Genomic DNA, 13,942 nt, shown 5'->3' with positions numbered 1-13,942 from the left:
TTGATTTCGTCAAAGATTGTACTTTGCGGAACACTGTATTTTGCGAAATATTGTAGCGGAAAACCGCGCCTCTGTACCGAACAGCATAAAAAAAGGCGCGGGATAGCACTACTCGGGATGGAAGATTCCAATTACCTGCTCTTCGCCTCGAACGTGCTTGGTGACCTGCTCATCGGTCTGACGTTTGTGGTGCCCGCACTTGGCACATTCCACCACTTCGACCTGATCTTCCTGCCATAACATCAGTGTATCCAGTGCTTTACACTCAGGGCATACCGCACCGGCGATAAAACGTTTACGCGTTGTAGCCATTTCTTGCCTCTCATGAATCTCCACCACGAGACGCCCGTAGCCGCCTCGCCGGATGGAATCCTTTACAAAAAATATTCGGAAACTTCTGTCATGGCACGCCTTGCGGCGCTATTCGTCATCGTCCCAGCCGTCGAGCTGCCGACGTTCATTATGCATTTCACTTTCGAAGATATCTTCCAGCTCGCGACGCGCCTCTTTCACACGGGAAATTTGCGCCACATCGCCCTGCACCTGCGGCACCAATTCACGCAGCATGCGCATATCCAGACGGCGGAAATGCTGCTGCGCACGGTAGGCGCTGTGAGGATGCATACCGAGCGTAATGAGCGTCTTTTTACCCAGTTCAAGCGCACTCGAGAAAGTTTCACGCGAGAAGTTCTGAACACCGGCCTGCAGCAGCTCGTGCGCCTCAACGCGCCCGCGCGCACGAGCCAGAATATTCAGATGCGGGAAATGCTCCTGACACAGTCGGACGATTTCCATCGTATCCTGCGGTTCATTACAGGTGATAACGATGGACCTGGCCTTCTCTGCGCCAGCGGCACGCATGAGCTCGAGCTTGGTCGCATCGCCGTAATACACCTGATAACCAAAGCTGCGCATCAGGCTCACGGCGCTGATATCGCGCTCGAGCACGGTGATACGCATCTTGTTGGCCATCAACAGGCGACCGACAACCTGACCAAAACGCCCAAAGCCGACGATGATCACCTGCGGCTCGTTATCCTCGACGAAATGCTTCTCGTCACTCTCCTCCTGCGCGTTATAGCGGCGCACCAGAATCCGGTCGACGTATTTGAGCAGCAGCGGCGTGGTCATCATCGACAGCGTGACAATGACCAACAGCAGGGAAAGCTGTGCCGAAGAGATAACCTTCAGCGCCCCGGCGGCAGAGAACAGAACGAAGGCGAATTCTCCGCCCTGACTTAGCACCGCCGCAAACTGTAATCGCACCGAGGTGCGCAGGCCAAACACCCGGGCCAATAGATAGAGCACACCGCCCTTGACCATCACCAGCAAGATGACGCTCGCCAGCACCAGCAAAATATTGGTGTAAAGCACGCCAAGATTCAGCGCCATGCCGACAGAAATAAAGAACAGGCCAAGCAGCAGTCCCTTAAAAGGCTCGATAGCGATTTCCAGTTCGTGCTGGTATTCGCTTTCCGCCAGCAGTATCCCGGCGATGAAGGTGCCTAGCGCCATCGAGAAACCAAGCTCCTGCATGAACAGCGCCGCGCCAAGCACCGTCAACAGGGCGGCAGCGGTAAACACCTCGCGCACGCCGGAGGCCACAATAAGACGAAAGATCGGCCGCAGCAGATAGCGCCCGCCGACCAGCATGCCGACAAATGCCAGCACCTTCATGCCGATCATCGCCCAGTCATTACCGCCGGAAGAGGTGCCCGCCAGCACGGGGATTAGCGCCAATGCCGGGATAACCGCGATATCCTGAAACAGCAGCACCGCAAAACCGAGCTGTCCGCCCTCGTTGCGCGTCATGCCTTTGTCCTGCATCAGCTGAAGCGCCATCGCGGTCGAGGACATCGCCAGACCGATGCCGCCTATCACCGCCGCCTGCCAGGCGAAGTGTGTCAGATACAGCAGGCCGCCCAGCACCAGCGCGGTGAGAATGACCTGACCGGCCCCAACGCCAAATATCTGTCGCCGCAGCTGCCACAGCTTGCCGGGATTCAGCTCCAACCCGATGATAAACATCAGGAACACGACACCGAGCTCGGAAAAATGCAGAATCTCGTCGACGTCGCGAATAAAGCCCAAGCCCCAAGGGCCGATGGCAATGCCGGCCAGCAGGTAGCCTAATACCGCGCCAATCCCCAGGCGTTGGGCTATCGGCACCGCGACCACGGCGGCAAACAGGAACAGCAGTATCGCTGTCGGTAAATTAGAGCTGTCGATAGTTAAACCCCTCCATGTGGGACAGGAGACTGTAGCCATTCCGCGTAGGCCTCGGCGTGGCTGGCCAACATTTCCGGCTGCTGACGTCGCGCCCAGTAAATAAGAATCGGCGTCATCCAGTGCATGTGGCACATAGCGGCGGTTAGCTCAAAGGGCCGCAGAATGTCACTCATTTTGTAGCGATTGTATCCCCCCACCCGGTACGCGCCCTCCGGCTCGCCGGTGGTAATAACCGAACGCCAGTACTTGCCGCTCAGCGCCGTCCCGCCCGCACCGCTGGCAAAGCCACGGGCGAGTACGCGGTCCATCCACTCCTTGAGCAGTGCCGGACAGCTATAGGTATACAGAGGATGTTGAAAAACAATCACTTTATGGTCACGCAGCAGTTGCTGTTCGCGGTGAATATCGATAAAAAAATCAGGATAATGGGCGTACAGATCGTGAACGGTAACGTTGTCCAGCTTGCGTGCCTTGTCGAGTAATACGCGGTTGGCGACCGAATCGGGTGACTCCGGGTGAGCGTAAAGCAGCAAAACCTTAGGTGGCTGCGACATCAATACCTCCAAAGCGTCGTCAGGGTGCCGTTTTTCAGCTACCATGCTTCGCAAATACCAAATAGGACGTTTTATACGTCTTGTGTAACTCATGCTCGTGACAGTTAATTTAACATACCCTAAACAGACGGCGCTTTATGATAGTTTTCTCATCGTTACAAATCAGGCGTGGCACCAATGTCCTGCTTGACAATGCATCTGCCACTATCAATCCGGGTCAGAAAGTCGGACTGGTAGGAAAAAACGGCTGCGGTAAATCAACCCTGATTTCCCTGTTGAAAAACGAAATGAGCGCCGATGCGGGCAACCTGACGTTTCCGTCAAACTGGGCACTGGCCTGGGTAAATCAGGAAACTCCGGCACTAGACGTTCCTGCGGTTGAGTATGTTATCGACGGCGATCGTGAGTTTCGTCAGCTGGAGTCCGAGCTCAAAGCCGCCAACGAGCGCGACGACGGCCACGCCATCGCGACGTTGCACGGCAAGCTCGACGCCATTCAGGCCTGGACCATTCCGGCACGTGCCGCCAGCCTGCTCAGCGGGCTCGGCTTTACGCAGAATCAGCTGCAACAGCCGGTAAAATCCTTCTCCGGCGGCTGGCGTATGCGCCTCAACCTGGCGCAGGCACTTATCTGCCGCTCCGACCTGCTGCTGCTCGACGAACCGACCAACCACCTCGATCTGGACGCCGTTATCTGGCTGGAAAAATGGCTGAAGAACTATAACGGTACACTGGTGCTGATTTCCCACGACCGAGACTTCCTCGACCCGATCGTCGATAAAATCCTGCACATCGAACAGCAGACCTTAAACGAATACACCGGTAACTATTCGTCGTTTGAACGCCAGCGCGCGACCAAACTCGCCCAGCAGCAGTCACTGTTCGAACATCAGCAGGAAAAGGTGGCACACCTGCAAAGCTATATCGACCGCTTCCGCGCTCAGGCCACCAAGGCCAAGCAGGCACAGAGTCGTATCAAAATGCTGGAACGCATGGAGCTGATTGCCCCGGCCCACGTCGACAACCCTTTTCATTTTAGTTTCAGGTCGCCGGAAAGTCTGCCCGACCCGCTGCTGCGTATGGAAAAAGTTAGCGCGGGCTATGACGACAACGTCATCCTCGATTCTATCAAGCTCAATCTGGTTCCTGGCTCGCGTATCGGCCTGCTCGGCCGCAATGGCGCGGGTAAATCGACCCTGATTAAGCTACTTGCGGGTACCATGCCGCCGCTTGCTGGCGATATTGGTCTGGCGAAAGGCGTGAAGCTCGGCTACTTCGCCCAGCATCAGCTCGAGTTCCTGCGTGCCGAAGACTCCCCGTTACAGCATCTGGTGCGACTGGCAGACAAGCAAACCGAACAGCAGCTGCGTGACTACCTCGGCGGCTTCGGCTTCCAGGGTGACAAAGTGACCGAGAAGACCGAGCGCTTCTCCGGCGGCGAGAAAGCCCGTCTGGTGCTGGCGCTGATCGTGTGGCAGCGCCCTAACCTGCTGCTGCTCGACGAACCGACTAACCACCTTGACCTCGACATGCGTCAAGCGCTGACCGAGGCGCTGATCGACTTCGAAGGCGCGATGGTGGTGGTATCGCACGACCGCCACCTTCTGCGCTCCACCACCGACGACCTGTATCTGGTCCATGGCGGTAAGGTCGAGCAGTTCGACGGCGACCTCGAAGACTACCAGCAGTGGCTGGTCGATATTCAGCGTCAGGAAAGCCAGCAGGACACACCGGAAAAAGACGCCGGTGCCAACAGTGCGCAGTCACGCAAAGACCAAAAACGTCGTGAAGCCGATTTCCGCAACCAGACTCAACCGCTGCGTAAACAGATAACCACACTGGAAAAACAGATGGACAAGCTGAGCAGCGAACTGGCGAGCGTCGAAGAGAAGCTGGCCGACTCGGCAATTTATGACAGCAGCCGCAAGGCCGATCTGACCGCCTGCCTGCAACAGCAGATCAAGGTGAAAGGCGAGCTGGAAGAGGTCGAGATGACCTGGCTCGATGCGCAGGAACAGCTTGAGCAGTTGGCGCAGGAATTTAACGCCGGCGCTTGAGCCTTCTTAATGCGGGGGCGCGTCCGTGCCCCCGACATCTCTTCAGGCTATGAGGTTACGAAGCCTTATAGAAAGGTTTATCCCCGAGGATCGTCGCCCGATGCATGATACGCCGCTGCGGTAAGTAGTCCGCATTAGCGTAGTGCTGCGTGATACGGTTATCCCAAATCGCGATATCGTTCTCCTGCCAACGCCAGCGCACCTGGAACTCCGGTTTGGTGATATGGCGGAACAGGAACTCGAGGATCGCCGCACTCTCTTTTTCTTCAAGTCCCACGATGCGGGTAGTGAATCCCTCATTCACAAACAGCGCCTGCCGGCCAGACACCGGATGCGTGCGGATAACCGGATGCAGCAACGGCGGGTTCTTCTCTTTGGCCTCCAGCCACTGCTGATGTTCTTCCGGCGTTTTACGGTATTTGTACTCCTGGAACGACTTGGTGAAATCATGCTCAGCCTGCAAACCGGCCAGCAGCTTCCTGAAGGGTTCAGACAGCGCCTCATAGGCCGCAATGCCGCTGGCCCACAGGGTGTCACCGCCGGTAGAGGGCAGCGTCTTGGCCGCCAGTATGGCCCCCAAAGGCGGGGTCTCGATAAAGGTCACGTCAGTGTGCCAGTTATCGTTATCCGGCGGATTGTTGTCGTGAGTATCGAAAATAATGATTTCCTGCGCCTCCGGCGTCTGCGGATAGACAGGGTGGATGTGCAGATCACCAAACTGTGCCGCCAGCGCACGCTGCTGAACCGGGGTGATCGGCTGATCGCGGGCAAACAACACCTGATACTTGAGCAGCGCATGATAGAGCTGTTCAAACTGTGCGTCGGATAATGGACGGCTAAGCGACACATCCTCCACCAGCGCGCCGATGTGCGGCCCTAGCGGGGTAATTTTGAGACGTTCGTTCATTGTTGTTCTCCGTGCCAGGGGGTCAGTTTGCGTTGCAGATAACGCAACCCCAGTTCAAGCGCACAGGCAATCAGCGCGATAACGCTTATCCCGGCAATAACCACATCAGTGGCCAGAAACTCTCCGGCCGACTGAACCATAAAACCTAATCCCCGCGTTGCCGCAATAAGCTCGGCGGCGACCAGCGTTGACCACCCCACCCCGAGTCCGATGCGAACGCCGGTGAGAATTTCAGGCAGCGCACCGGGCAGAATCACATAGCGCAGCACCTGCCAACGGCTTGCGCCCAACGCCTGCGCGGCCCGAATGCGGACCTTTGAGGCGCTGCGAACGCCGGCCAGCGCCGACATCGCCACCGGCGCGAAAATTGCCAGATAAATCAGCAGAATTTTCGAGGTTTCACCGATACCAAACCAAATAACCATCAGCGGGAGATACGCCAGTGGAGGAACGGGGCGATAAAGTTCGATTAACGGGTCCAGAATGCCGCGCAGCGTTTCATTCAGCCCCATGGCAATCCCGACAGGTACTCCCACCACCACCGCCGCCAACAGGGCAATAACAATGCGCGTGAGGCTGGCCGCAAGGTGCTGCCACAGCGTGGCGTCCATGAAGCCCTGCGGACTGGCAATGGTAATCAGCTGATGCAGCACCTGCTGCGGTGCAGGCAGAAACAGCGGCGGGATCCACTTGAGCGCCGTGACGGCCCACCAGATAAACAACAGCGTCACCAGTGTACCTATGCTCAGACGCACGTTACGCGGCAGCGACCTGCCTTTTGACGTTTTACCCTTCTCGCGCACGAGTGTTTTCAGAACAGGTTCTGCGCTCATAGCAGGCCTCCACGATGTTCAAATACCTGGCTGAGCACGTACTCGCGCCGTTGAATGAATTCCGGCGATGACTTGATGCTACGGCATGATTCACCGTCGGCGTAGCGCTGTCCGAAGTCCAGCGAGATGCGTTCCAGTATTCTACCCGGCCCCGGAGAGAGCAGCAGCAGTTCACTGGCGAGGAATATCGCTTCCTCAATGTCGTGGGTAATCAGGAAGATTTGTTTGCCGCTATCGCGCCAGATCTTGAGCAACAGCTCCTGCATCTGTTCGCGGGTAAAGGCGTCGAGCGCGCCGAAGGGCTCGTCGAGCAGCAGCAGGCGAGGATCGGCAGCCAGTGCACGGGCAATGCCTACGCGCTGACGCATACCGCCGGAAAGCTGCCACAGTTTGTGATTCTCATACCCCGAGAGTCCAACCTTGGCGAGCATCCGTTCCGCCGTCTGCCGACGCTGGTGTTTATCGACGCCGGCGAGCTGCAGGCCAAACTCGACGTTACTTTGTACGTCACGCCACGGCAGCAGCCCCTCGTGTTGGAAGACCACGCCGCGCTCCGCACCGGGTGCGTTAACCGGCAAACCGTCCAGGCTTATCGACCCACCGCTCGGCGCGGTAAATCCGGCAATCAGATTGAGCAGCGTGGTTTTGCCACAGCCCGACGGCCCTAGCACCACCACCAGCTGCCCGGCATCTATCTGCAGGGAAATATCATGCAGTACCGGATTACCCTGATACTCGGCGGAAAGTTGAGAAACCTGAAGCATGTCTTTCTCCTTAGGACTGCGGGCTGGCCTGAACGGCCTTAACAAACTTGTTGGTCACGTAGCTGCTGTAGTCGGCGTCTACCTGGTCCACTTTGCCCTGTTCTTTCAGGAAGTTGGCCGTATCTTTGATGGCTTTATCGACCGGCTGACCCAATTGCGTCACCTGCTCGCTGACCGGCAGATAACGGTTACCTTTTACCAGCTCGGCAATTTGGTCATCCGGTACCCCGCTCAGGCGCGACAGAGTATTCAGATTCGAGGTGTCCTTCAGCCACTGGTCAGGGTTTTGCAGATAAGATTTCTGTGCGCCCAGTGCGGCACGGGCAAAAGCGGTGACCACTTCAGGATGCGCCTGGGCGAAGTCTTTACGGACCACCCAAACGTCAAGCGTCGGCGAACCCCATTTGCCCACCTGAGAGGAGTCGGTCAACACCTTGCCGGTTTTTTCCAACTCGTTCACCGCCGGTGCCCAGACATAGGCGCCGTCGATGTCTCCGCGAGCCCAAGCGGCGGCAATGGCCGGTGGCTGTAGATTAACGATGGTAACTTTCTTAGGATCGATGCCCCAGTGTTTCAGCGCAGCCAGCAGGCTGTAGTGCGTCGTGGAGATGAACGGTACGGCGATGCGTTTGCCTATCAAGTCCTGTGGGCTGTTGATGCTTTTCTTCACCACGAAGGCTTCAGAGCTGCCTAACTCCGAGGCCAGCAGGAAGGCTTCGATAGGCAGTTTCTGGCTGGCGGCAACGGCGAGCGGGCTGGAGCCGATATTCCCGATCTGCACATCGCCCGAGGCCAGCGCGCGCAGTACGCTTGAACCGCTGTCAAATTTACGCCAGTCCACCTTGGCACCGGATTCTTTCGCAAAGGTGTTCTCGGCCTGCGCCACCTTGGCCGGTTCGGCGGAGGTCTGATAGGCCACGGTGACGTCTACCGCGTGTGCGCTGAGTGCGGTCAGTGACAGCAGCAGTGCTGCGCCACGCAAAATTGAACGGTTTGCCATCGATAAATGCTCCACAAGAGTGATGAGTCGTTTTTATTCGGGTTTGTAGAGAATTTTTAGCTGAGCGCAGGAAGCATTTAAAGTAATTAAAAATTACCTTTAATAACCAAAAGGAATATATGGAATTTATAATGCAGGCACGGTAGGATACAAAAGCAAAACGGCCACCCTCGCGGATGACCGTTATTTATCGAGCCGGGTCGATAATTATCGCCAAATCAACAACACGCAGGCGGCAGTGAGCAGCCCCATGGCGATGTTGAAGGTGTACCACGCTCGGCGGCTGTGCAGCAGTCGACCGATCACGGTGCCGAAACCCAGCCAGATAATACCTGAAACCAGATTGACCAGGAACATACCCAAGCTGATAGCCGCAATAGAGTGGTTGTAGGCCGCTCCGGCGAGGCTGAAGCTGGCAACCGCCCCGAGTCCCATCAGCCAGGCCTTGGGATTCAGGAACTGAAGCAGCCATCCCTGATACAGACGAATAGGCTTGGGTGGCGGGGCGTCAGTTTCGAGTTTCTCATAGGCTGAGGTGCCAATCTTCCACGCCAGCCACAGCAGATAAAGGCTACCGAGAACCTTTAATACCGTGTGCAGGGTAGGATAAATCAGGATTAACCCGCCAACGCCGAAGGCAACCAGCAGCAGAATGCTCTGCATGCCCAACATGATGCCTATCATCAGCAGGAGTGAACGCATAAAACCAAAGTTCGCACCCGAGGTCGTTAACAACATATTATTTGGGCCGGGCGTAATTGCCGCTACCCATAAAAATCCAAGCATCGAAAGAAATAAACTAAGTTCCATTTAACAGGTGCTCCTCACCTCCAACTATTGTGCGATTAGCAGTGAAGCTATCAGTGTGCTATTGGTAGTACAAGCTTACTGAACAGGATTTTTTTCAGAAAATATGGCTCATCATTTTCTTCCCCTGCGCGGCGCTAGCAATCCGCACTTGCAAACCTTGCTGCCGCGTTTGTTCAGGCGGCGCGTCAAACTCAAACCGGTGTGGCAACGGCTCGATTTACCCGACGGCGACTTTATCGATTTGGCCTGGAGTGAAGACCCGCAGTTTGCCCGCCACAAGCCGCGTATGGTGCTGTTTCACGGGCTTGAAGGCGGCTTTAGCAGCCCCTATGCCCACGGGCTGTTAGCGGCGTGGAAAAACAAAGGCGGCCTCGGTGTGGTGATGCATTTTCGCGGCTGTAGCGGAGAACCTAATCGACTTAAGCGCATCTATCATTCCGGTGAAACGGAAGACGCCCGCTTCTTCCTTAACTGGTTGAGCGAGACCTACGGTGATGCCCCAACCGCCGCCGTCGGTTTTTCGCTGGGCGGCAATATGCTGGCCTGTTATCTTGGCGAGGAGGGCGAGAACTGCCGTTTACAGGCGGCGGTCATCGTCTCTGCGCCACTGATGCTCGAACCCTGCGCCTATCGCCTCGAGAAAGGCTCGTCACGCTTTTATCAGCGCTACCTGCTGGACCAGCTCAAGGCTAACGCCCGACGCAAGCTGATTAAATATCCGGGCACGCTGCCGGTGACGCTCGAGCAACTAAAATCGATGCGGCGTATCCGCGAGTTCGACGACGCCATTACCTCGCGCGCCCACGGTTTCCAAAACGCGCTAGACTATTATCGACGCTGTAGCGGAATGCCGCGGCTGCCGAGGGTCAAAGTGCCGCTGCTGATCATTCACGCGAAGGACGACCCGTTCATGACGGATGCGGTGATTCCGAACGCACAGGATCTACCGCCTGGGGTAGAATATCAGCTCACCGAACACGGCGGTCACGTCGGTTTCGTTACCGGCAGTTGGCTGAATCCAGTAATGTGGCTGGAAAAACGCATTCCCGACTGGATAGCGCCGCGGCTGATCCCCGAATCACAGACTGAGAAAAGATAAACCTAAGATGATGATCCCCTGGAAAGAGTTAGCCCCGGAAACGCTGGATAGCGTAATTGAAGGTTTTGTACTGCGCGAAGGCACCGACTATGGCGAACAAGAGCGTACGCTTGAGCAAAAAGTGGAAGACGTACGCCGTCAGCTAAAAAGCGGCGACGTGGTGCTGGTATGGTCTGAACTGCATGAAACGCTGAATATTATGCCACGCGGACAGTTTCGCGCCGGTGACGTATAAATTAGCGAATAGATATGGTAACAATAAGCTTAATTATGCGTATTAGGCTTCCCCAATAGATTCCTGGTGCAGATGCGTTGACTGCAATTTGAAAGATGAAGGGATTACCATGTCAGCTAAACACCCTGTTATTGCCGTAACTGGCTCAAGCGGCGCCGGAACCACAACCACCAGCGTCGCTTTTCGAAAGATTTTTCAACAGCTTGGCCTGCACGCTGCCGCTCTTGAAGGCGACAGCTTTCATCATTTCACACGCCCTGAAATGGACGCTGCCATCCGTAAGGCGCGCGACCTGGGCCGACACATTAGCTACTTTGGCCCCGAAGCCAACGACTTCACGCTGCTTGAGCAGAGCTTCATTGAATACGGTAAAACCGGTACCGGCCGTTCGCGCAAATATCTGCATACTTATGATGAAGCGGTGCCTTATAACCAGGTGCCCGGCACTTTCACTCCCTGGCAGGCGCTGCCCGAGCCAACCGACATCCTGTTCTACGAGGGCCTGCACGGCGGCGTAGTCACTCATCAGGTTGATGTCGCGAAACACGTTGATCTGCTGGTCGGCGTGGTGCCTATCGTCAACCTTGAGTGGATCCAGAAACTGGTGCGCGACACCGGCGAGCGCGGGCATTCGCGCGAGGCGGTTATGGACTCAGTGGTCAGATCGATGGACGACTACATCAATTACATTACGCCGCAGTTTTCTCGAACCCACATCAACTTCCAGCGCGTGCCGACCATCGACACCTCGAACCCCTTTGCCGCGAAAGCCATTCCGTCACTCGACGAGAGCTTCGTGGTGATTCATTTCCAGGGGCTGGACCAGATTGACTACCCGTATCTGCTGGCGATGCTGCAAGGCTCCTTTATCTCGCACATTAATACGCTGGTGGTTCCCGGCGGCAAGATGGGGCTGGCCATGGAGCTGATTATGGGACCGCTGGTGCAGCGGCTGATGGAAGGCAAGAAAATCGAATAGGCAGACGGCGGGAGAACCGTCTGCCGTTAAACCCACGGTGGTTTACTCGGCGATCAGCAGGTCACGAATAAACCCGACGTGCAGCTGAACGCCGATCGCCAGCGCGTCTTCATCCAGCTTGAAGCGCGGATGGTGCACGCCGTGGGTAGCGCCAATACTTTCATTACCGCTGCCGATAAACAGGAAGCAGCCCGGGATTTTCTCCTGATAAGACGAGAAGTCCTCGCTGCCGTAAATAGGCTCTGACAGCTCAATCAATTCCTCTGCTCCCCTTTCACGCGCCACCACGCGACGCGCAATCGCACAAGCATCGGCATGGTTGTTGCCAATCGCATAGCCGCGAGTCCATTTCACCTCAGCCTGAGCACCGTGCGCCTGAGCAATGCCCATCACCGTCTGCTCGACCAGCTGCGGAACCCGCTCGCGGACTTCGGCATTGTGGGTACGCAGCGTACCCGCCAACCTTGCCGTATCAGGGATAACGTTATACACCTCACCGGCCTGGAAGACGGCAACGGTCAGTACCGGGGCATGCTGCGGATTAAGCTTGCGCGCCACAATCTGCTGCATTGCTGTAACCACTTCCGCACCGATGGTCACAGGATCAATACACATGTGTGGCATTGAGCCATGACCCCCGCGCCCCTTGAGGATGATGTCAAAATTATCGCTCGAACCGCTGAACACGCCCTCTTTCAGAATCACCTTGCCGGTGGCGAAGTTAGGCAGAACATGCAGGCCGAAAATCATACTCACACCGTCGAGCACGCCCAGTTTGACCAGCTCCTGAGCGCCGCCCGGAGGCGCTTCTTCCGCATGTTGGAAGATAAATCGCACGCGACCTTTGAGCGAGGATTTGCACTGCGCCAGAACCTTAGCCGCGCCCAACAGCATGGCCGCGTGAGCGTCATGACCGCACGCATGCATAACGCCGGGATTGGTTGAACGGAACGGCTCGTCGCTCTCCTCCTGAATAGGCAGTGCGTCGATGTCTGCACGCAGCGCGTAAATTGGACCCGACCTGTCGCCAGTCAGCTCGGCAATGACGCTGTTTGGCGTCAGGCGTGTCAAAGTCAGGCCGGGGATCGCCGACAGCTGCTCGGCAATATAGTCGGCGGTTTTCGCCTCCTGAAAGGACAGCTCAGGATTGGCGTGAATATGTCGACGCCAGCGCACCACATCTGCGTTAACTTCACTCACTAATGCTTCAAAATTAATCGTCATTATTGGCTTCCTCAAAATGGGGGCAGTTCACTAGGCTGCATCACGCGCAGCAAAACGAGATTTAGACAGCAAAGGCAACATCAGCAGGCCCGAGACCCACATCACCAGCGTCAGAAAAATAAAGGTCGAGTCATAGCCATGGGTCAGGGTAATCAGATAGCCCATCGCGATGGGCGCGACGAATCCCCCCAACGTCCCCCCGGTGTTAAGCAGCCCAATCGCCCCGCCCATAACCTCGGTCGGCAGGCGTTTCATCGGCAGGGTAAAGGTGGTGACAAAGGACGACATCATGAAAATGTTGCCGAAGAACAAGAACAGGCAAACGGTGTAAACCGAATTCGAGGTGTAGACCAGCCAGATACAGACACCGCTCAGCAGCGAGCTGTACAAGATGACCTTCGGCTCGCGGCCCTGCATGAATTTCCCCACCAGCCAGCCCGTCGAGAGCGAGGAGATCCAGATACCCAACCCCCCTACCGCAACGACTATCCCCGCGACGTCGAGCGAAAAACCACGCTGCTGCACCAGATATTTCGGCAACCAGGCCATGAGCCCGTAGGTCGGGATATTGATGCAAAAATTAACGGCGAACAGCACCAGCACAATAGGATTTTTAAGCAACGCGAGATAGCTCCCTGTCTTGTTGGCGGCCGAAGTTGCCGAATCACGCGGCGGCGAAGGTACCCAAAACAGGATGAAAGCGGCCACCACGAAGGCCAGCAGGCCCAAGGTCGAGAACGATCCGCGCCAGCCGACGTGCGCCAGACAGTACACGGCCACCAGCGGACCGACCGTCATCGCCAGTCCGGCAGAAGACAAGAGAATCGATTGCGCGAAAGTACGCTGTTCGACGTTGAAGTTAGCAACAACCGACTTGGCGCACGAGCTGGGATAACCCGAATGCCCGATACCGGCCAGAAAACGGAAGGTGATCAGCAGACCCAGACCAAAACCCAACAGCCCGAAGCACAGCGCAAAGCCGCCCAACAGCGTCAGTGAACAGGCCAGGACTTTTTTATAGCCGAAGCAGTCGTTAAGCCAACCGGCGGGGATCTGAAACAGCGAATAGGCCAGAAAAAACATGCCGGTGATATAGCCCAGTTGCTGAGGGGCTAAATCGAACTCGCGACCTATCGGCAACAGCGCAAAACCAATCACGGTTTTATCGATGTAGACCAGAACATAACCCAAAAACAGTAAGAAAATCATTAAAGAACGATTTTGCATAACTGATATCCTCGAATGTTATAT

The 13,942-nt window shown here is 56.2% G+C and carries 14 protein-coding genes; 4 read left to right on the top strand and 10 right to left on the bottom strand.

All coding sequences use genetic code 11. The annotated features are described in order from the left end of the window. Positions 1-108: 108 nt before the first annotated feature. The 3 genes from O1V65_RS20130 to kefG all read right to left on the bottom strand — a co-directional run bounded on the left by O1V65_RS20130 (position 109) and on the right by kefG (position 2,783). Positions 109-312, bottom strand: a complete 204-nt coding sequence (locus tag O1V65_RS20130; RefSeq protein ID WP_017493669.1) for a YheV family putative zinc ribbon protein — start codon at positions 310-312, stop codon at positions 109-111. 108 nt (positions 313-420) lie between these two features. Then, positions 421-2,268: a glutathione-regulated potassium-efflux system protein KefB gene (gene kefB / locus O1V65_RS20125; protein WP_265576864.1), complete on the bottom strand. Its 1,848-nt coding sequence runs from the start codon at positions 2,266-2,268 to the stop codon at positions 421-423. Beyond that, positions 2,232-2,783, bottom strand: coding sequence for a glutathione-regulated potassium-efflux system ancillary protein KefG (gene kefG, locus O1V65_RS20120; RefSeq protein WP_017493671.1), 552 nt, complete (start codon positions 2,781-2,783; stop codon positions 2,232-2,234). Before kefG ends, kefB begins: the two co-directional genes overlap by 37 nt. 137 nt (positions 2,784-2,920) lie before the next feature. On the opposite strand from kefG, the gene O1V65_RS20115 reads away from it, so the two are divergent. Beyond that, positions 2,921-4,840: an ABC transporter ATP-binding protein gene (locus O1V65_RS20115; RefSeq protein ID WP_084912599.1), complete on the top strand. Its 1,920-nt coding sequence runs from the start codon at positions 2,921-2,923 to the stop codon at positions 4,838-4,840. Between the two features lie 55 nt (positions 4,841-4,895). Here O1V65_RS20115 and tauD read toward each other — a convergent pair whose 3' ends face one another. The 5 genes from tauD to O1V65_RS20090 form a co-directional block, all read right to left on the bottom strand. After that, positions 4,896-5,747 carry a taurine dioxygenase gene (gene tauD, locus O1V65_RS20110; RefSeq protein WP_017493673.1) on the bottom strand — a complete coding sequence of 284 codons (852 nt, stop codon included), beginning with the start codon at positions 5,745-5,747 and terminating at the stop codon, positions 4,896-4,898. Beyond that, positions 5,744-6,580, bottom strand: coding sequence for a taurine ABC transporter permease TauC (gene tauC, locus O1V65_RS20105; protein WP_017493674.1), 837 nt, complete (start codon positions 6,578-6,580; stop codon positions 5,744-5,746). Before tauC ends, tauD begins: the two co-directional genes overlap by 4 nt. Beyond that, positions 6,577-7,344 (bottom strand): taurine ABC transporter ATP-binding subunit, encoded by a 768-nt coding sequence (gene tauB / locus O1V65_RS20100; protein WP_269129975.1) that lies wholly within the window; start codon positions 7,342-7,344, stop codon positions 6,577-6,579. Before tauB ends, tauC begins: the two co-directional genes overlap by 4 nt. Before the next feature lie 10 nt (positions 7,345-7,354). Beyond that, complete coding sequence (tauA, locus tag O1V65_RS20095; protein WP_269129974.1) at positions 7,355-8,344, bottom strand: taurine ABC transporter substrate-binding protein; 990 nt, start codon at positions 8,342-8,344, stop codon at positions 7,355-7,357. A 207-nt stretch (positions 8,345-8,551) separates the two neighbouring features. Further along, the gene (locus O1V65_RS20090) at positions 8,552-9,154 is read right to left on the bottom strand and encodes a LysE family translocator (RefSeq protein WP_269129973.1); all 603 of its coding nucleotides are present in this window, start codon (positions 9,152-9,154) and stop codon (positions 8,552-8,554) included. 103 nt (positions 9,155-9,257) lie between these two features. Between O1V65_RS20090 and O1V65_RS20085 the strand changes: the two genes are divergently transcribed. The 3 genes from O1V65_RS20085 to O1V65_RS20075 all read left to right on the top strand — a co-directional run bounded on the left by O1V65_RS20085 (position 9,258) and on the right by O1V65_RS20075 (position 11,467). Then, entirely contained in the window at positions 9,258-10,253 is a 996-nt protein-coding gene (locus O1V65_RS20085) for a hydrolase (protein ID WP_192504210.1), read from the top strand. Between the two features lie 7 nt (positions 10,254-10,260). Further along, positions 10,261-10,488, top strand: a complete 228-nt coding sequence (locus O1V65_RS20080; RefSeq protein WP_017493679.1) for a YheU family protein — start codon at positions 10,261-10,263, stop codon at positions 10,486-10,488. Between the two features lie 109 nt (positions 10,489-10,597). After that, positions 10,598-11,467: a phosphoribulokinase gene (locus O1V65_RS20075; RefSeq protein WP_017493680.1), complete on the top strand. Its 870-nt coding sequence runs from the start codon at positions 10,598-10,600 to the stop codon at positions 11,465-11,467. A gap of 42 nt (positions 11,468-11,509) precedes the next feature. On the opposite strand, the gene O1V65_RS20070 is transcribed toward O1V65_RS20075, so the two are convergent. Then, positions 11,510-12,691 (bottom strand): amidohydrolase, encoded by a 1,182-nt coding sequence (locus O1V65_RS20070; protein ID WP_227989721.1) that lies wholly within the window; start codon positions 12,689-12,691, stop codon positions 11,510-11,512. 30 nt (positions 12,692-12,721) lie between these two features. Next, positions 12,722-13,918, bottom strand: a complete 1,197-nt coding sequence (locus O1V65_RS20065) for an MFS transporter (RefSeq protein WP_269129972.1) — start codon at positions 13,916-13,918, stop codon at positions 12,722-12,724. Between the last annotated feature and the right edge of the window lie 24 nt (positions 13,919-13,942).

This window comes from Rouxiella badensis (assembly GCF_026967515.2).
Taxonomy (GTDB): Bacteria; Pseudomonadota; Gammaproteobacteria; order Enterobacterales; family Enterobacteriaceae; genus Rouxiella; species Rouxiella badensis.
The sequence above is the reverse complement of the archived record's forward strand: the minus strand, read 5'-3'. Positions and strand labels throughout refer to the sequence as shown.